We start from the raw sequence: 18,036 nt of genomic DNA, 5'->3' as shown, positions 1-18,036 counted from the left end.
AAAACCTCCTCTTTTGTGAGGAGGCTGGGTTTATGATTCTAAAGAGACGGTTGATTTTTTCCCGAATATTTTTAATCCACCTTTTTCTTTCATACTAATAAGATGAATGACTAAAAAGACAGCTGTGAAAGCACATAAAATGAGAGATTGCTGAAGAAATTGTTCTTTAAATGCTTGATTAAAGACGACTGTTTTTCCTAACAAGAGATTATTCTGAGCAAACCAATAAGTCGGAGTAAAAGCAGCAATTTTTGAGACAAAATCAGGTAGAATTTCGCTTGGAACAAAAATCCCTCCAATAAAGCAGCTTCCCATAATAAATACATTGTTAATTCCGGCAATCGATTCACTATTTTTCATGATACTAGTGACTAAAATAGAAAAGCTCACCATAACAGATAGGAATATTAAACTGTTTAAAATAAAGTATCCGGTGATTACATCCCATCCACTTTCCGTCACAATCACCATATACACCATGAAAATCAGAAAACAAACCATTGAATATACCAAGCTAGCAGTTGAGATTCGACGACTTAGTTTTCTACGAGATATTGGTGAACAGCTATTTCGATCACGAATTTCTTTACGATTAAAGGCTAAATTAATCACTGCATAGCCACTAAATATAGTACTAAATAAACCGTAAGCCAATAAATTGAAAATATTTCCCACTAAGCCTTGGCGTTTTTTCTGCTGATAAGTCTGATCAAATTTCACTGTTCCTTTTTGAACCAAAGTGTCATTAGTTAAAGCTAGAATGTCGGCCTGATCACTTCCAGCCATTTGTGAGCGGTAAGTTTCAAATGTATTTAGAAAACTGTTGATATTCGAATCCACCAAAGTTTTAGAAAAGGTACCAGGTTTTGTTTGGCTATCGACGGTTACTTTTTTTCCTGCCCATAAATCTGACCCGAAATTTTTAGGAATCGTCAAAATATAGTCGACTCTCTCAAAATACAAAGCATCATCCAAACCTTTTTGGCTAGTGTCTTTCAGCTGAATTTGCTGATTGCGCTGGGTCAGCTGTGTGACTAAACTTTGACTAATTTCAGAGTTATCTTGATTTAAAATCACAATCTTAGCTCCAGTTAAATCAGATTGCTCTTCTTTTAATTGTCCGGCATAGAAGAAAGTAATGACCACTGTGATTAGCAATCCTAATAAAAGCACCCCTTTGTTTTTTTTAATAATTTGAATAATCGCATTATAGATGGTCATATTGCACCCTTCTTTCAAAGAAATAATTTAATAGCATAAAGACAATAGTAAAACCGACTAACCAAGCCAGATTGATATAAAAAGTATTAAGTGATTGATAGTAAAATAATTGATATAAACTATCACTAATCAAGTTGACGAGATTTAATTTGCCTAATAACGGTAAATTGACATCGATCCAATATTTTAACGATTGAGAACCCATCATACCTGCAAAGAAACTCATAGCCATACTGAGCCCTACACCAATCGATATTTTTTGCTGTAAACCTAATTTCGGCAACGCATTTCCTATTAAAGTCCCTAAGGAAAGTGTCGCTAAAGATGCGACGCCGTAAATCAGTAAAATCCAGCCCCAACGATTGCCAAAATCAACTTGGTAGACAAAGTGGAAAATCGCTAAGATAATCATGCTTTGACTGTAAAATAAAACGAAGCTGGCTAATAAATTCGCTATCGCAACCGTTAGTTTATTCTTCGGCAGTAACGATAGCCGCATGCCATTTGCTGATTGATTGGCTTGCTGGTCGTTGGCATTTTTCAACCCCCACATGAAACTATACATAATCGCCATCGCTACCAAGGTGAAAAAGTAAAACGATTTCACGCTATAACTACTGGCTTGATGGCCTTCAGCGACATAATTTGTTGAAGCAAATAAATCTTCTGAAATAGCTTGTGGATTGACGGAACCACTAGCAATTAAATTTTCAATCTCAGTCGTTTGTTGAAGATATTGATTTAAAAATTCTTCCATGATGGTTTGTGGAATGCCGCTTTGGCTGACTGCTAAAGAAATATCCGTTGGTGTTATTTCATAATAACCAGCAATTTTTTCATCAGAAAGCTGTGTGACTGCTTGTTTTTTGCTCATCTGTTTACCTTGATAAACCGGCTTTCCATCATTTTCCAAGCTATATAAAACTGTTTCGAAATTTTCAGTTTTTTCTGCATCAGATGAAACAATTCCGATCTTCGTCGTTTCCAATTGCCCTTGATCATCTAGACCACTAAAAGCGAAATTAAATAGCAAACCTAAAACAACTGGAAAAGCAAAGGTCCAAAAAAGCAATACTCGATTTTTCAATAAAACTTTAATCCGATAAATAATTAAACGTAAAAACATCTTTTTTTCCTCCCTAATCCCGCAATTCTTTGCCAGTTATTTCTAAGAAAACATCGTTTAATGTCGCTTCTTCAGTTATTAAATTAGCATAAGGAATATTCTGAGCTTCAAAATAACTTAATAAAGGTAACATGCTAATTCTCAACTCTTCGGTATAAACAACCAGATGTAATTCATCATAACTAATCTCCAATATACCAGGTAATTTGCTCAGCTCAGTCAGTTGGTGTTGTTGAATTTCAGGAACCTCTACCACAACTTTTTCACTTGAACGAACCATATTTTTTAACTCTTCTTTACTACCTTCAGCAATTACTTGGCCTTGATCGATAATCACAATTCGGTTACACAAAATTTCGACTTCTTCCATATAATGAGTGGTATAAACAATTGTTGCTCCTTGGCGATTCAATTCTTTGATGCTTTCTAAAATTTTATTCCGACTTTGTGGATCTACAGCCACAGTTGGTTCATCTAAGAAAATTAATTCTGGTTTATGAACAATTCCGCAAGCGATGTTCAATCTTCGTTTTAGACCGCCACTTAATTGTTTCGGCAGGAATTTACAAAAATCTTCTAAACCAACTAACTCAATCACTTCATCCACATGCTGACGACGAATCGTTTTATCATTAATGTATAAGCCACAATAATAATCAATATTGTCACGAACATTTAATTCATCAAAAACAGCAATCTCTTGCGGCACGACACCAATTTTTTGTTTAATACCATATTTTTCTGGTCCCATTTTTTCCCCAAATATTTTAATTTCACCACGGTCATAAGACAATAACGATAAAATGCAATTGATCGTGGTCGATTTACCACTGCCGTTAGGACCTAATAATCCTAAAATATCCCCTTTTTCAACGTTCATATTTAAATGATTAATGGCTAAAAAATCGACATACCGCTTAACTAAATTATCTATCTCAATCATTTTCATCTTGAAAACTCCTTTTCTTTTTCTTAATACCATGACTATAATGGAAATAAAGCAGTGAAAAAAGTGAAAATCTGCTAAAGACGACATGACAATTGTCACATTCAAGGAGTTTTTATGACAAAATACACTTATTGGTTGGAATATCTTTGGCTTTTTATCATTGGTTCAATTCTACTATTTGCTGATCAATTTCAACCTGAAAATATCTGGTATTTATTAATAGCTATTTTATTGGTGGCACCAGCTCGCTTAATGACCAATAAGATCAGCAATTGGTACTCTTTTGTATTTATTTTTATTGCAGTTATTATGAGTTGGAAGTTTAGTTTTTTTCTACCGGCCACTTTAAGAATTGTTTGGTGCGAAAGGAAAAAATACGATTGGCTGATGCCGTTATGTTCAGGCATATTGATCTTGGTTGTCCCGATGCCTTGGGAGACGCGCGGATTATTATTTTGCTTAATTGTTCTGACATTATACTTATCTTTGCGTGAAAGAAATTTTTTGCAATTAAGCCGAGAATTACTGCAATTAAAAGATGATAGCTGGGAAAAGCAAGAATTATTAAGACAGAAAAACGAGGAATTAATTGACAGTCGAGAAACTTTTCTTGATTTAGAAATAGCAGAAGAACGAAATCGGATTGCTAGAGATATTCATGATAATGTCGGACATTTACTTTCGAGTGCCATTATTCAACTAGGAGCTATTAAAGCAATTAATAACAATCAAGTCATCACAGAATTGTTAAATAAGCTGGAAGAAACAATTCATACCGGAATGAACAGCGTCAGAAAAAGTGTTCACGACTTACACGCTGATTCACTCAATTTGGAAAAATCCGTAGATTTACTGCTTGCAGACTTTAACTTTTGCACGGTAGACATTATCGGCAAGGTGCCTAGCTCCTTAGAACAGACCGAAGAAAAAGTTATTTTAACTGTCATTAAAGAGGCCTTATCTAATGTCATGAAACACAGTCAAGCAACACAAGTTCAGCTAGTCTTTGATGAGTTGCCAGCATTTTATCGTTTGAAAATCCTTGATAATGGAAAAATCGGTCGACCCAATTTAGCTTTAAATGATGGAATTGGCTTAACTAGCATGCGACAACGAATTGAACGAATCAATGGTCAGCTGCACATTAAAGCCTCCGATAGAGGCTTTCAAATTAATATTATTTTACCTAAACATTCTGATTCCCGCACTCTTAAAAAAACTTAGTAAGAAAAAGGAGCCTTATTTATGATACGTGTAGTGGTAGTTGACGATGATCGCTTAGTAACCGAATCACTAAAAACTATTTTAGAAGCCAGCGGTGAAATAAAAGTAGTTGCAACTGGCCAATCCGCCTCAGAAGCAGTGACCTTATACTTAAAAGAAAAACCAGATGTTCTGCTTAGCGATATTCGGATGGGCGATAGCACTGGTATTACTGCTGCCAAAGAAATATTGCAACAAGACACAGCCGCAATTATCTTATTATTAACCACTTTTTCAGATGATGAATACATCCGCGAAGCTTTATCATTAGGTGTGAAAGGTTATTTAATTAAACAAAATTTGGCTGCCATCGTACCTGCAATTAAAGCTGTTTACAATGGTCAATCCGTTTTTGGTTCAGAAATTGCAGGAAAATTATCTGAAGTCCTACAGCAACAACCTCAAAAAAAAGCAGCGACCTTTCAACTATCTGAACGGGAAGAAGCAATCTTATTGGAAGTTGCGCGCGGGAAAAATAACAAGGAAATTGCTAAAGCACTCTTTTTAAGTGAAGGCACCGTTAGAAATTATATTAGTCAGCTATTGGACAAACTTGCTGTTCGTGATCGTACTCAGTTAGCAATTTTTTATTACCAAGAATATCAATAGAAAAGAGGGATCTTTTGACGAAACCATTAGCAGAAATGTCTTTAGCAGAATTATGGCAATTATTTCCTATTCAGTTACAAGAGCACCAGTCTCAATGGAACGATTGGTATCAAATTGAAAAAAATTTATTGAAAAATTCCTTAAAAAATATCTCCGACCTTCAAATCAATCACATCGGCAGTACCGCGATAGATACGATTTGGGCCAAACCAATTATTGATATATTAGTTGAAATTCCTGCTAAAACTAATATTATCAGCGTAAAAGAGACCCTCTTCTCAGCGAACTATCTTCTAATGTCTGAGTCTGATAGTAGATTGTCTTTTAATAAAGGCTATACCGAGAATGGTTTTGCTGAAAAAGTTTTTCACCTTCATTTGCGTTATTTAGGTGATCATGACGAACTTTATTTTAAAGATTATCTAAACACTCATCCAACTGTTGCGAAACAATATGAAAAATTGAAACTAACCCTTTGGCAAAAATTTGAACATGACCGTGATGGTTATACAAATGCCAAAACAGATTTTATTCAAAAGTATACTCAACTGGCCAAAAACAACCCACAACAATGAGAACGATGTTGTGGGTTGTTACTATTGATAATATTCTGCTTCTGGTAAATTGGGTTGGTTATTTTTAAGCCAGCCAGACAATTGGTCAGCTAGCTTTTCAATCATTTGAAAACTGGCGATAATTTGCTCTTTTGTAATTTGATTGACATGCACACCGCTAGTGACCACAATATTTCCAATTGGTTGTTCGGTCAGATTTTCGATCAGCTTTTCTGCCAACAAATCGTCTTTATGAAATCGCCCATCATGACTGGGAAACCGTAAAACGTCTTGCTCTTCTGCATTAAAAATCGAAACCGTTCCCAAATGTGGTGTATCTCCGCCAGTGATTACCAATAACAAATCATTGCCTATAAATTCTGCAGTCAGCTTGATTTGATAACCAGCCTGTGTGACTGAAAATTTTTTTCTCATCCTTGCCACCTTCTACCGGTATTTTCAATCCCTAATGCATCAAGTAGCTTCATGGTTTGATGATTAATGATGTCAGCGATTGTTTCTGGATGATTATAAAAAGCTGGAATTGGTGGAATGATTTGCACCCCTAGCTGCGCCAATTTAGTCAGATTTTCTAAATGAATCGCATTTAATGGCGTTTCTCGCGGCACTAAAATAAGCTTTCTTTGTTCTTTTAAAATTACATCGGCGGCTCGAGCGATTAAGCTATCACCAAAACCAATTGAAATTCCAGCAACAGTTTTCATACTAGCTGGTACGATGATCATCCCATCAGTTAAAAAAGAACCACTGGCAACTGCAGCCCCTAAATTATTGTTGTCATAGACAACATCAGCTAAGGCACGTAAATCTGACATTTTCAAATCAGTTTCTAACTTTAAGTTTTCTTTTGCCCAATTACTGATGATCACATGGGTTTCAATTTCAGGGTCAACTTGCAGTTTTCTTAACAAATCTACCGCATAAACTGTGCCTGACGCACCAGTAATTCCCACGACAATTTTTTTCATCCTACTCACCTATTTCAAATATTTTTCCCAATCTGGTACTTCTTTAAATTGTGCCCGTTCAAATTGATCTTTCAAATCAAAAGGTACCGTACCATCTAAAATTGTTTTACAGCTCATTCCTCTTACCCGAATCGATTTTGGATCATACTCTGGTCGTTCAGACGGGTCTAACGGATGATTTCTCATACCGGGTAAAACGATAATGTCTTGATCTCCTTGGAACCGAGTATTTAGAGTCCACATTACATCATTCATATCAAAAATATCCACATCATCATCAACTAAAATTACTGTTTTCAGTTCTTTAAAGGCAGATAACGCTAAAATTGCTGCTTGTCTTTGAATTCCTTCATCCGCATCAGTTTCTTTATGAATTTGTAGAATTGTCATAAATTTACCGCCACCAGCTGGTGGATTATAAACATTGACCACTTTTCCCGGAATTGCTTTGTCCACCAAGTCTAAAATGCTAGCTTCAGTTGGAATCCCAGCCATCGATACATGTTCTTCACTGGGACCAATTGTTGTTTGCATGATTGGACGGTCTTTTCGATGTGTAATCGCTTTGACTTTTAACACATTTACGGCAGGATTCGCATCACCATTATAACCAGGAAATTCCGGCATCGCTTTACCTGTATTGGTATTGATATCTTCACGAATCGTTTCGTGGGGTAAAATTTCTGCCTCAATCACAAATTCCGCTCGTGCCAAACCGACTTCATCCACTGCGACACCATCAACTAATTGAACTGGTTGGTTTCGTAAAGCTCCAGCAATCCATAATTCATTGTAGCCAAGTGGGGTAGTTGGTGGCTCAAAAGTTGTCCCAATCGAAATAGCAGGATCCAAACCAATATTAATCGTTACAGGCATTGGTTTATTTAATGCTTCATATTGTTTTTGGAAATGACCAATATGCCGACCTCCTGGCATAATGTACATACCGATTGTATCTTTATCTTCTAATACCATCCGGTGAATCGTCACATCACTCATAGTTTTATCGGGATCAGATCCGTAAACAACCCCCATTGTGATATAAGGCCCAGCATCATATTCCGTATTAGTTGGTGCCGCTAAAATTTTGCGAATATCAAAATCCTCATCCGTTGCTAAGTGGATTACTTCTTGAGCGGGTGCTTCTTTCTGAGAAACTTTTACTGGTTTGACTGGATTTTGGACAGAATCCTTTAAAAGTCGACCTAATGTTTGATAATCATGATGAAAAATTTTTCCAACCCGTCTGCGACTAGCTAAAATACCTGTCAAAACTCGAGTATCAGGAAATCCTTTAACATTATTAAACATCATGGCAGGGCCTTCTTGAGTTGGTCGCATAATCGTTCCACCTGCACCAATATAGCGATAAACACCAGCTAATTCAGCATGAGGATCAACTTGCTCATCCGTTTCATGATATTGTCCTGGCATTTCTTTTAATTCGGCTAATACTTTTCGTAGATCGTATAATTCACTCATCAAAAAACCTTCTTTCTTGCTCTCTATGTTTATAGTTTAAGAGGCAAGTGAAGAAAGTTCAATTCGACTTATTTATCTTCTATTCCAAATTGGAATATTCTTTTTTCAAAAACTGCCAAAATTTTTGGACTGCTTCATTTCCTTCTGGACCCTTCTCGAAATAAAGATAACTGTTTTGTTCTGGTGCAATAGGGATAGTTTTTATTTCATTAGATTGTTTCGTTTGAGTCGTTTTCTCCATCACTAAAGCAACACCAATCCCTTGATTTACCATACTTAAGATTAATTCGATCCGGGTTCCTTGATAACCAATTTTAGGTGTAAAGCCATTTTGCTGGCAAAGTTCAATCACAGAATAATAAATTTCCTTATGGTTTCCTAAAAATAAAAAATTCTCATTTTTTAACTGTCCTAGTTGAATTGATTTTTCTTGAGCCAATGGATGTTTTGCCGGTAATACCACTACTAATCGATCTTGTTCTGTCAATAAATACTCATTTCCTTCAATTAATGTCAGTGAACGCAGGAAACTCAGACTATTATTGGCAGCGGGTAAGGCCAGATCATCGGCTTCAGCTTCATGTAATTGCAGCTGAATTTGTGGATTTTTCACTAAGAATGTTGTCAAGCTAGCAAATGCTTGATAGTTGGGCATAGTAGGAATAGCATGGATAATTAAGGATAAATCTTGTTGTTGCTTAAAAGTAATTAACTGCTGTTGCAGGCCTTGATAATCTCTTAATATTTGTTGGGCAAAGGGCAAAATGAGTTCACCAGCTTCAGTCAAATGAACATGATGCTTACGCTCAAATAATTGACTATCTAATTCTTTTTCCAAAGCAGTAATTTTTTTTGAAACATTGCTTTGAGTAGTGAAATTTTCGGCTGCAGTGTCACTATAATTTAACGTTTCAGCCAAATCTACAAATAATTGAAGCTTCTGGAAATCCATCTATTTTCTCCTATTCCATTTTAGAATATTTTAACACAAAAAAACTAGCTACCTGAATACAATCGAGATAGCTAGTGAAAAATTATTTTACTTCTGGTGCAACATCTTTTACTTTTTCTTTAGTATCAACTGCAAATAATGCTTTTAGACATTTGACCGCTACCATGATACCTAATCCTAATAGTAATAATGCAAACACTAGTTGCAAACCATCAGATAATAAAACAAATTGGCCCGCTTGTGCTTCTGCAGGAATCGTAATTAAGAATTGTGTCGCTGACATCATTTTAGCAACTAAACGATACAACGAAATTCCTAATGCTGTGAAAGTCACTGCTAACATAATAGCCATCGGAATATAAAACATCACGCCAGATTTTTTAGCTGTTTTCATATAAACAGCTACGGCGATCATTACCATTGCGGCTAATAATTGATTGGCTGAACCAAATAATGGCCAAACGCTGTTGTAACCACCCAAAGCTAGCACAAAACCAGCTGCTAAAGTTACGATTGTCGCCACATATTTATTAGTTAATAATTTAGCAATACCAGTGGTTTCACCTTCAGTATTCATAAAGAATTCTTGTAAACTCATACGACCAATTCTTGCTACTGAATCTAATGAAGTCAATGCCAAGGCAGATACACACATCGTCATAAACGCTTGAGCAACTGTGATTGGTAAACCAAAGTTTGCTAAGAAGCCAGCAACTGAACCAGAGAAAATTTGAAATGGTGTACCTTCAGGTAATTGACCATTTTTGGCTACTGCACCAGCTACGACTAATGCTACGACAGCTAAAACACATTCACACATCATAGAACCATAACTAATTGGTCGCATATCTTTTTCATTTTTTACTTGTTTAGATGACGTTCCTGAAGAAACCAAACTATGGAAACCAGATACCGCTCCACAAGCGACAGTAATAAAAAGAATCGGGAATAAGTAGTTCATATTGCCATTAGCATCGGAAATTGCAAATCCGTTAAATGCATTCAATTCAATCGTTGGATTTTGCATAACCAAACCTAATACAGCAGCAATGATCATTCCTAACAGCATATATGTGCTTAGGAAATCACGAGGTGCCATTAACAACCACATTGGCATGACTGAAGCTAAAAATAAATAAGCAAAAACAATCAACAACCATGTGCTTTTATCTGCAAAGATTGGGAAACTCATACCGATTGCTAAAGTAATTAACAATACCACAATACCAAAAACATGCATTTTCCAACCACTAAGATGAACCCGTTTCATGATCAAGCCAACGATTACTGCCGCAACAATAAACAACATTGAAATTGAAGCTGCTGAAGCATTCGCATTGTTAACTGATTGTGCGACATCCGGTGTTAAACCGTTAAATGTTGTTGCTACGATATCCCCAAAGGCGGCAATAACTAATAAAGAGAAAAGCCAACAAAATAATAAGAATAATTGCTTACCAACTTTACCAATATACTTTTCAATAATTAGTCCAATCGATTTACCTTCATTTTTAACTGATGCATACATCGCACCAAAATCATGAACGGCGCCAAAGAAAATTCCGCCAAATAAAATCCATAAAAATGCTGGTACCCAACCAAACATCGCGGCGATAATCGGACCAGTCACCGGACCTGCCCCCGTTATGGAAGAAAACTGATGACTAAATACCACAAACGCTGGTTCTGGCGTATAGTCTTCGCCGTCTTCTAATGCATAAGCAGGTGTCTGAGCTTTCGGATCAACGCCCCATTTCTTTTCTAACCAACGAGAATACCCAAAATAAGCTGCTAGAAAACAAATAATTGCAAACACCAATAATACGACTCCGTTCATAAAATTCACTCCCTTTTTACATGATATGTTCATGATATTCTCATATTTACCTTTGAATGTAAAGAGAATTTTATAAATTTTCTGAATATTTCTGCCGTATTTCCATCAATTCTTGCTGGGCTACTAATTAACAAGGTGGTGTGAACTAAAGCTAAATAATAAAAAAAGCAAGAATCCGAAAATTCTTGCTTAAATATTTATGCAATTGCACCGTCATCATCACTCATTTGACTACTTTTCTTAGCTGCAAAAGATAAAATAATCCCTAAAGCTATCGAGCTGAAGGCAGCTACCACTACGCGAACATTTTCAGGTAATAGAAAGACAACCGTATGAACTGGAATCCAAAAACAAATTCCTACTTTCAACCAATTAAAAGTCACAAAGCTTGGCCAATCAATTTGTTTAACAATCCCTTTTAAAGTGCTGGTTTTGTTTTGGCTTCGATTATCAATCAATACATCCAAGACACGATGAAAAGTATTCATTGCTGGTGCGAAAGTCAGATTCATGATTGATGAACCAAACAATGCTTGAGCTAATGGTACTTCGAAGAATGGTAATAAGCCTTCCATTTGAGCTAAACCGGCTCCTCCCATGAAGATTGGGAAAACCAAAGTGACCATTAAACCAATCACACCCCAGACTACCGCTCGGGAAAAAACTTCTTTAGAAAGTTGGTAATTCCCTGTCACAATTCGTTTGCCTAATAAATCACCCATGGTTGCTAAAATGCCAAATTGGATAAATCCACCAAGGTAAGGATGAGCACCACTTTGCGCCATAATCGCCGCTCGGGTAGCGGGAATGACAAATAATAAGATTAAACTAGCCATGATTGCTAGCCAAATAACATCTCCTTTTTTCATTAGCGAGCCTCCTAACTAGGTGGTTGATAAGCTTTGTCCATGACAACTACTGCTTTAATCACTTCACCGCTTAATGAATCAGCTTCAGCTTGATTGATGTCTTCAAAGTCATAATATTTTACAAATTGGTCAAAAGGAAATTCTCCTCGTTGATAAAAATCAATTAGGTTTGGCAAATGATACTTAGCAATCGTATCGCCAATTAAAACGCCTCGCACTTTTTTATTTCCGAAAACTAAATCAAAGAAAGTATTCACTTCAAATTCTTTTTTAGTCACCGCTAAAGGTACAAAGGTACCCGAGTTTGCTAGCGAATGTAAAGCTTGAGTCATTACTGGTGGCACACCAGTTGAATCAATCACATAATCTAGGCCCTTACCCTCAGTCAATTCCATAATAAAGTCTTGCGGATTTGCTTGACTACTGTTTAAAATATGGCTTGCTCCCAATTCTTGGGCTTTTTCCAAACGCTGATCATTGATATCAATTGCCACAATCGGATAACAACCAGCGATTTTTGCCGCCATAACTGCCGCAAAACCAACTGCACCTGTTCCAAAGATCGCAATTCCTTCACCTACAGAAGGATTCAAAACTCTTAAAACTGCACCACTACCAGTACCTAGCCCGCATCCAAGAGGACCTAATAAACGTAAATCAATTTCTTTTGATACTTTTACTATATTCGATTCATCCGTTAAGCTATAAGTAGCAAAGGAAGATTGATTAAAGAAATTATTAACTGCTTCTCCCTCGTCAGTGTGTAAAACATATTCTCCACGAGGGTTCTTTCCGATATTATTAACTGTGAACCATTTTTCACAACTGGAAGGATGACCGTCTGTACAATGACGGCATTCACCACAATAAGCATAAGATAAAATTACATGATCACCTGGTTCAACTGAAGTAACTGCTTCGCCGACTCTCTCAACAATGCCTGAACCCTCATGACCTAAAACATTGGGAAATTCGATACTATTGCCGTTTCTTTCTCCATAGTCAGAACGACACAATCCACTAGCTACAATTTTGACTAACACATCTGTTTGTCCCACTTCAGCTAATTCAATCTCGCTAATTTCATAAGGGGCACCTTTTTCTTTAACGACCGCTGCTTTGACTTTCATGAACAAGCTCCTTTCAATAATTAAATAGTTGTAATTCTTCTTCCCCTAAGACGACACGTTCCCCACCTTTTGATAAAGCAATCATTTCATGTTCTCCTGCTTCAATGACTACTGGAGCAATAAACTGGACTCTTTTACTGACACCACTCGCTACTTTTTGTGAGTAGGACACACCACCTGTTAAAGCAATTCGATCAATTTTCCCATCAGTTACTGTTGCTAGACTACCTATCGCTTTGGCTATCTGATAAATAAAAGCCTCATAAACAATCGCTAATTCTTGATTTCCGGCTGAAATTTCTGCTTCAATTTCTCTGGCATCGCTAGTTCCAGCGTATGATTTTAAACCACCTTCTCTTTTGTATAACCGGAGCATTTCACTTTTACTATGGGTTTCACACAAATCAAAGACATATTTTAAAGGTAATCCACCGGTTCTTTCAGTTGAAAAAGGTCCTTCATCGTCAGAAATTGAATCAATCATCCGTCCTTGGCTGTGTATGCTGACTGAATTCCCACCGCCTAAATGGGCGACAATAAAATTGCCATTTTGATAATCAATTCCAGCTTCTCGTGCGACCTTCATAGCAACTGCCCGCATATTTAATGCATGACCGATACTTTTACGCGGTACACCTTTTAATCCAGAAACACGTGCTACGTCATCAAATTCATCAACTGAAACAGGATCATAAATCATCGCAATTGTTCTTTTGTTGGCTTGCTCTTTTAATTCATAAGCCAGCAAGGCGCCTAAATTTGATGGATGATCAATTTTTGTTTTCTTAGTTAAGTAATCTAACATCGGTTGATTAACTTCATAAGCTCCAGCAGTCACTGGCGGTAAAATACCGCCGCGTCCAACAATTGTATCTAATTGAGTTAAATCAATTTTTTTCTCAGCTAAGAATGACAAAATATGATTTCGTCGATAATCAAGCTGATCACTGACATATTTAAAATCTTGTAATTCTTCCACCGGATGGTCAATGCTCATCTCTTCAATAATTTCACCATCAACATAATAGGCAATCTTTGTAGAGGTAGAGCCTGGATTTAAAGCTAAAATTTTCACAGGATCACTCCTTACTACAGTACATAGCGACTAAGATTGAATAAGCCTTCTCTTTTTCATTTGATCCACGAGATACCATGACAATTGGTACTTTGGCCCCCATAACAATTCCAGCCATGGTAGCTTTCGAAAAGCCAGTTAAACTTTTTCCTAAAACATTCATGGTGGTAATATCTGGTCCAACTAACACGTCTGCTTCACCCGCAACTGGATTTTCGTAGTGTTTAATTTCAGCAATTTCGCGATTGGTTGCTAAATCAAAAGAAATCGGACCAGCTATTTCAAAATCGGCTGTTTCAGCAAATTCGGCTGCTAATTCTTGTGCTTCAACGCTGGAGGTAATTTTCGGATTGACAATTTCAGCAGCTGCCAATAAACCAACTTTCGGCTTTTTGACGCCCAGTTTTTGCATAACTTTCACACCATGAGCAATCAAGGTTCTTTTTTCGGTTTTAGTTGGTTGTAAGACCATGCCACCATCTGTTGTTAATAATAATTTATGGTAATTGGGAATATCATTAACTGCCACATGAGTCAGTAGTTGTTCAGCAATTCCAAGTTCTTTATTGACAATCGCCTTTAAGAAAGTGCGAGTCGCTAAATGTCCTTTCATTAAACAGTCTAACTTTCCTTCTTTAACTAATTGAACTGCAAGAGCTGCACTAGTCTCCTCACTTTCTGAAGGAACAACTTCTGCATGATAATCAAATGTAGCTAATAAATCAGTGATAATTTGACTATTACCGATTAAAACTGGCTGGACATAATCAACTACTAAAGGATTAAAAACTGCTTGAATACTGACTTTATCATGGGGACAAACTACGCCAATCCGGACCTTTTGTTTTACGTCAAATTTTTTTAAGAGACTTTCAAATTTATCCATTTTCTCACCTAATCCCAAGGTGATCCTGTATCTTTGGCTTCAATTGGCATTGCGATTCGTGAAATATTAATTAAATGTTTGTAATATAAATTTTCTGAAATAATGTTATTTCCCCATGAACCACAACCTAATGAAACAGTTGGATTTAAGCCGTTTGCAGGTGAGCCGCCGGCATCAATTGTTGGTTGGTTAATAACTAATCGGCTCACTGGCAATGCCTCACCAACATAAATCATATGTTCTTTATTGTGACTAAACAAACCAGCTGAGTGACCGGCGCCCTCTAATTCTAGATTTTCTTTTGCAAAACCAACTGCTTCTTCAAAGTTTTGATAGCTCTTCAATGCTAGAACTGGAACCATTTTTTCTTTACAGAACAATTCTGCTTTGCCATTTTCTTCGACCTTCACAGCAATAATTTGACTACCTTCAGGTAATGAAACATCAGCTGCTTTAGCAATAATATCAGGATCCTGACCGATCATTTCTGGATTAGCTACCCCTTCTGGAAAGACAACTTTTCTCAAACGATCAACCTCAGCTGGATCGGAAATGACTGCTGCTTGATTTTTACCTAATTCTGCAAAAACTTCGGCTTCTTTTTCTGCTGGATAAATCAAACTTTGCTGACAAGCACAGACAATCCCATTATCAAATGAGCGTCCAATAACACTTAACTCTGCTGCTGCTGCCACATCAAAATCCTCATCCAAAATTGCTTGAACATTCCCAGGCCCAACACCATAGGCTGGATGGCCACTGGAATAAGCAGAACGAACAAGACCTGGCCCACCAGTTGCCACAATTAAATCAACATTTTTCATTAATTCTTGAGACAACTCAATACTTGGTTCTTCAATTACTTGCAACAAATCTCTTGGTGCACCTATGCTCTCTAATGCATCGCGCATAATGTCGATTGTTTTTTTCGTTGTCTTTTTTGAGCGAGGATGTGGCGAAACAATCATGGCATTTTTTCCTTTCAATGCCATTAAGCCATTACCAAGCGGTGTGATAGTTGGATTTGTTGTTGGAGTTACCGAGCCAATGACCCCTCTTGGATGTGCAATTTCAATCAGACCTTCTTCTGGTATTTCTCTGATGATACCTACTGATGGTTTGTTTTTTAATGAGCTAAAAATATTGGTTGCCATATTTTGATTTTTTCCAATTTTGTGATCGAAACGACCAAGCCTTGTTTCTTCCACTGCAAGTTTTGCTAAAGGTTCTGCTTGTTCGAAAATTGCTTTTGACATCGTATAAAGCATATCATCCACCTGTTTTTGATCATACTTAGCAATTTCCTCCATTGCTGTTCGGGCTTTTGCAACCATCTCTTCAATTGTCATTTTAAAAGCTCCTTTCATTTTTGACATACATCGTTGTATGTTTACAAACCTAGTTTAACAAGCAATTGAAAGCGTTGTCAATAAAGTGAAAAAAAAAAACTTGTCGAATTTAACTTCAACAAGCTACAAAATTTTTTTCAACTGAGAAAAAATAATTTCTAAATTATTATTAATGACTGATAATTTATAGGTCGGTTTTACTTCTTTAGGGATGCCAGAGACATACATTCCTTCAAAGTAAGTATAAAAAAGACTGGCTAACTCACTGGCCTGAGAAGCTTCGCATCCAATTGTCAATAAACCTGTTTCAAAAAATTGATACAATCGTAGTTTAGAAGCTTGAATCTCTTGATACACTTCAGAAAACTCAGCCTCTGTTTCCAAGGTTTGCATGGATTGTTGCAGGAATTTAAAATTTTTGAGATGTTTAGTTGGTACATGAATCAAACGAGCTGTCTTTTCTTGAAAATCCCATTGGTCATTTTGAATGATTTTTTCTTTTTCCAATTGAATTTTACTTAATACCTCTTTGATCACTTCTTTAAATATTTGACTTTTATTCTCAAAGTGCCAATAAGCTGCTCCACGACTGACTGAAGCTGACCGTGAAATCTTTTCCAAAGAAGGACTTTGAAAACCAAATTCATAAAAATTATTAAATGCAGCTATTAACAAACGTTCTCTTGTTTGCAAACTATCTTCTTTTCGTGACATATAAACTCCTTTTTATAACAAAAAATTTTTTAGCATGTGGAAAAAAAGTGGAGAATTATGATAAAAATTTTAGAATTCATTTTTACTCTGTGAAAAACGTGCAAGCGTTTTACTTGACTATAACATGGATCAAATTAAAAAGCTTCAACTAGGTAAGTTTGACCTAACTGAAGCTTTTTCTCGGAAAAAACAAAAATAAGCTGACGGCCAAAGCCCCAACTTCCTTTAGAATATTTTCCCGGTAGAAACGGCATAGACTGCTAAAGAGATCAATATAACTAAACCTAACATTTCAATTAAAATGTCGCTAGTCTTGACCGGTGATTGCGATTTTAACGCATTCTTCTTCATGGTCTGTTTTTGCCCTCCTCAATTTACTTGACGATGTAAGGATACCACTCTTTCAGAAAAATAATAAAGGGCAATTCAACATGTTTTACATGAGAATACAGTGGCAACTTTATCATTTATTACAGTTCAGAATGAGGAATCACTGCCTCGACTTGGTTTGTTGGTTCTTTTAAAAATTTTTGCATCCAAATGACATCATGCCATTGATTAAATTTGTAGCCGATTTTCTTAAATTCAGCAACCTTTTGATAGCCAAATTTTTCGTGAAAGGTGACACTATTATCATTTCCACCCGTTATACAAGCCGTCAAAACTAAAATGTTTTGTTTCTTCAATTCATTTTCTAAAGCATCATACAACATTTTTCCGGTTCCTTTTGCCTGATCTTTTACTGACACATAGACAGTCACTTCCACGGCCCAATCATAGGCCGCTCTTTCTTTGTAGGAGTGAGCATAAGCATAGCCAACAATTTTTTCTTCTTCAACAGCTACTAAATAAGGAAACTGCTGTAAAGTTCCACTGATTCTTTGGGTAAAATCGGCAATGGTTGGTACTGTGTATTCAAAAGTAATATTGGTATTAAGGACGTAAGGTCGGTATATTTCTAATAATTGAGTGGCATCTTTTATTGTGGCAGTTCGAATTTTTATCATTTTTCACCTCTTATTTTTTGAATA

At 36.4% G+C, this 18,036-nt stretch carries 19 protein-coding genes; 3 read left to right on the top strand and 16 right to left on the bottom strand.

The window, feature by feature from the left end; all coding sequences use genetic code 11:
- Positions 1-30: 30 nt before the first annotated feature.
- From ACVWNY_RS17180 to ACVWNY_RS17170, 3 genes are read right to left on the bottom strand one after another with little or no spacing between them, the layout of a single operon-like run.
- A complete protein-coding gene (locus ACVWNY_RS17180; protein WP_218325810.1) occupies positions 31-1,221 on the bottom strand; it encodes an ABC transporter permease in 1,191 nt (396 codons plus the stop codon).
- Positions 1,208-2,347 (bottom strand): ABC transporter permease, encoded by a 1,140-nt coding sequence (locus tag ACVWNY_RS17175; RefSeq protein WP_218325809.1) that lies wholly within the window; start codon positions 2,345-2,347, stop codon positions 1,208-1,210. The genes ACVWNY_RS17180 and ACVWNY_RS17175 overlap by 14 nt, the downstream gene beginning before the upstream one ends.
- Positions 2,348-2,360: 13 nt before the next feature.
- Positions 2,361-3,296 carry an ABC transporter ATP-binding protein gene (locus ACVWNY_RS17170; RefSeq protein WP_218325808.1) on the bottom strand — a complete coding sequence of 312 codons (936 nt, stop codon included), beginning with the start codon at positions 3,294-3,296 and terminating at the stop codon, positions 2,361-2,363.
- A 114-nt stretch (positions 3,297-3,410) separates the two neighbouring features.
- Between ACVWNY_RS17170 and ACVWNY_RS17165 the strand changes: the two genes are divergently transcribed.
- From ACVWNY_RS17165 to ACVWNY_RS17155, 3 genes are read left to right on the top strand one after another with little or no spacing between them, the layout of a single operon-like run.
- Positions 3,411-4,520 (top strand): sensor histidine kinase, encoded by a 1,110-nt coding sequence (locus ACVWNY_RS17165; RefSeq protein WP_218325807.1) that lies wholly within the window; start codon positions 3,411-3,413, stop codon positions 4,518-4,520.
- Positions 4,521-4,541: 21 nt separating this feature from the next.
- The gene (locus tag ACVWNY_RS17160) at positions 4,542-5,168 is read left to right on the top strand and encodes a response regulator transcription factor (RefSeq protein ID WP_218325806.1); all 627 of its coding nucleotides are present in this window, start codon (positions 4,542-4,544) and stop codon (positions 5,166-5,168) included.
- 14 nt (positions 5,169-5,182) lie between these two features.
- Positions 5,183-5,743: a GrpB family protein gene (locus ACVWNY_RS17155; RefSeq protein WP_454072044.1), complete on the top strand. Its 561-nt coding sequence runs from the start codon at positions 5,183-5,185 to the stop codon at positions 5,741-5,743.
- Positions 5,744-5,764: 21 nt separating this feature from the next.
- Here the strand turns inward: ACVWNY_RS17155 and lpdD are convergent, their stop codons facing one another.
- The 13 genes from lpdD to ACVWNY_RS17090 form a co-directional block, all read right to left on the bottom strand.
- Positions 5,765-6,157 (bottom strand): prenylated flavin chaperone LpdD, encoded by a 393-nt coding sequence (gene lpdD / locus ACVWNY_RS17150; protein WP_218325804.1) that lies wholly within the window; start codon positions 6,155-6,157, stop codon positions 5,765-5,767.
- Positions 6,154-6,711, bottom strand: a complete 558-nt coding sequence (locus ACVWNY_RS17145) for a UbiX family flavin prenyltransferase (protein ID WP_218325803.1) — start codon at positions 6,709-6,711, stop codon at positions 6,154-6,156. Before ACVWNY_RS17145 ends, lpdD begins: the two co-directional genes overlap by 4 nt.
- 9 nt (positions 6,712-6,720) lie before the next feature.
- The gene (locus tag ACVWNY_RS17140; protein ID WP_425514605.1) at positions 6,721-8,193 is read right to left on the bottom strand and encodes a UbiD family decarboxylase; all 1,473 of its coding nucleotides are present in this window, start codon (positions 8,191-8,193) and stop codon (positions 6,721-6,723) included.
- A gap of 79 nt (positions 8,194-8,272) precedes the next feature.
- Positions 8,273-9,145: a LysR family transcriptional regulator gene (locus tag ACVWNY_RS17135; RefSeq protein WP_218325801.1), complete on the bottom strand. Its 873-nt coding sequence runs from the start codon at positions 9,143-9,145 to the stop codon at positions 8,273-8,275.
- A gap of 82 nt (positions 9,146-9,227) precedes the next feature.
- Positions 9,228-10,982: a carbon starvation CstA family protein gene (locus ACVWNY_RS17130; protein ID WP_218325800.1), complete on the bottom strand. Its 1,755-nt coding sequence runs from the start codon at positions 10,980-10,982 to the stop codon at positions 9,228-9,230.
- 197 nt (positions 10,983-11,179) lie between these two features.
- Positions 11,180-11,851: a hypothetical protein gene (locus tag ACVWNY_RS17125; protein WP_438720644.1), complete on the bottom strand. Its 672-nt coding sequence runs from the start codon at positions 11,849-11,851 to the stop codon at positions 11,180-11,182.
- An 11-nt stretch (positions 11,852-11,862) separates the two neighbouring features.
- Entirely contained in the window at positions 11,863-12,981 is a 1,119-nt protein-coding gene (locus ACVWNY_RS17120) for an NAD(P)-dependent alcohol dehydrogenase (protein ID WP_218325798.1), read from the bottom strand.
- A 13-nt stretch (positions 12,982-12,994) separates the two neighbouring features.
- Positions 12,995-14,056, bottom strand: a complete 1,062-nt coding sequence (gene buk / locus ACVWNY_RS17115; protein WP_218325797.1) for a butyrate kinase — start codon at positions 14,054-14,056, stop codon at positions 12,995-12,997.
- A 4-nt stretch (positions 14,057-14,060) separates the two neighbouring features.
- The gene (locus tag ACVWNY_RS17110) at positions 14,061-14,942 is read right to left on the bottom strand and encodes a phosphate acyltransferase (RefSeq protein WP_218325796.1); all 882 of its coding nucleotides are present in this window, start codon (positions 14,940-14,942) and stop codon (positions 14,061-14,063) included.
- Between the two features lie 8 nt (positions 14,943-14,950).
- Entirely contained in the window at positions 14,951-16,309 is a 1,359-nt protein-coding gene (locus ACVWNY_RS17105) for an aldehyde dehydrogenase family protein (protein WP_218325795.1), read from the bottom strand.
- A gap of 105 nt (positions 16,310-16,414) precedes the next feature.
- Positions 16,415-17,005, bottom strand: coding sequence for a TetR/AcrR family transcriptional regulator (locus ACVWNY_RS17100; RefSeq protein ID WP_218325794.1), 591 nt, complete (start codon positions 17,003-17,005; stop codon positions 16,415-16,417).
- A 225-nt stretch (positions 17,006-17,230) separates the two neighbouring features.
- Entirely contained in the window at positions 17,231-17,356 is a 126-nt protein-coding gene (locus ACVWNY_RS17095; protein WP_281419018.1) for a hypothetical protein, read from the bottom strand.
- A 119-nt stretch (positions 17,357-17,475) separates the two neighbouring features.
- Positions 17,476-18,009 carry a GNAT family N-acetyltransferase gene (locus ACVWNY_RS17090; RefSeq protein ID WP_454072354.1) on the bottom strand — a complete coding sequence of 178 codons (534 nt, stop codon included), beginning with the start codon at positions 18,007-18,009 and terminating at the stop codon, positions 17,476-17,478.
- Positions 18,010-18,036: the final 27 nt, after the last annotated feature.

The organism is Enterococcus sp. JNUCC 77 (genome assembly GCF_054819945.1).
This window is presented reverse-complemented; position numbering and strand designations above follow the sequence as displayed.

Coding starts and splice junctions, on each gene's coding strand:
- ACVWNY_RS17180 (WP_218325810.1), bottom strand. CDS start 1,221: ATGACCATCTATAATGCGATTATTCAAATTATTAAAAAAAACAAAGGG.
- ACVWNY_RS17175 (WP_218325809.1), bottom strand. CDS start 2,347: ATGTTTTTACGTTTAATTATTTATCGGATTAAAGTTTTATTGAAAAAT.
- ACVWNY_RS17170 (WP_218325808.1), bottom strand. CDS start 3,296: ATGAAAATGATTGAGATAGATAATTTAGTTAAGCGGTATGTCGATTTT.
- ACVWNY_RS17165 (WP_218325807.1), top strand. CDS start 3,411: ATGACAAAATACACTTATTGGTTGGAATATCTTTGGCTTTTTATCATT.
- ACVWNY_RS17160 (WP_218325806.1), top strand. CDS start 4,542: ATGATACGTGTAGTGGTAGTTGACGATGATCGCTTAGTAACCGAATCA.
- lpdD (WP_218325804.1), bottom strand. CDS start 6,157: ATGAGAAAAAAATTTTCAGTCACACAGGCTGGTTATCAAATCAAGCTG.
- ACVWNY_RS17145 (WP_218325803.1), bottom strand. CDS start 6,711: ATGAAAAAAATTGTCGTGGGAATTACTGGTGCGTCAGGCACAGTTTAT.
- ACVWNY_RS17140 (WP_425514605.1), bottom strand. CDS start 8,193: ATGAGTGAATTATACGATCTACGAAAAGTATTAGCCGAATTAAAAGAA.
- ACVWNY_RS17135 (WP_218325801.1), bottom strand. CDS start 9,145: ATGGATTTCCAGAAGCTTCAATTATTTGTAGATTTGGCTGAAACGTTA.
- ACVWNY_RS17130 (WP_218325800.1), bottom strand. CDS start 10,982: ATGAACGGAGTCGTATTATTGGTGTTTGCAATTATTTGTTTTCTAGCA.
- ACVWNY_RS17125 (WP_438720644.1), bottom strand. CDS start 11,851: ATGAAAAAAGGAGATGTTATTTGGCTAGCAATCATGGCTAGTTTAATC.
- ACVWNY_RS17120 (WP_218325798.1), bottom strand. CDS start 12,981: ATGAAAGTCAAAGCAGCGGTCGTTAAAGAAAAAGGTGCCCCTTATGAA.
- ACVWNY_RS17110 (WP_218325796.1), bottom strand. CDS start 14,942: ATGGATAAATTTGAAAGTCTCTTAAAAAAATTTGACGTAAAACAAAAG.
- ACVWNY_RS17105 (WP_218325795.1), bottom strand. CDS start 16,309: ATGAAAGGAGCTTTTAAAATGACAATTGAAGAGATGGTTGCAAAAGCC.
- ACVWNY_RS17100 (WP_218325794.1), bottom strand. CDS start 17,005: ATGTCACGAAAAGAAGATAGTTTGCAAACAAGAGAACGTTTGTTAATA.
- ACVWNY_RS17095 (WP_281419018.1), bottom strand. CDS start 17,356: ATGAAGAAGAATGCGTTAAAATCGCAATCACCGGTCAAGACTAGCGAC.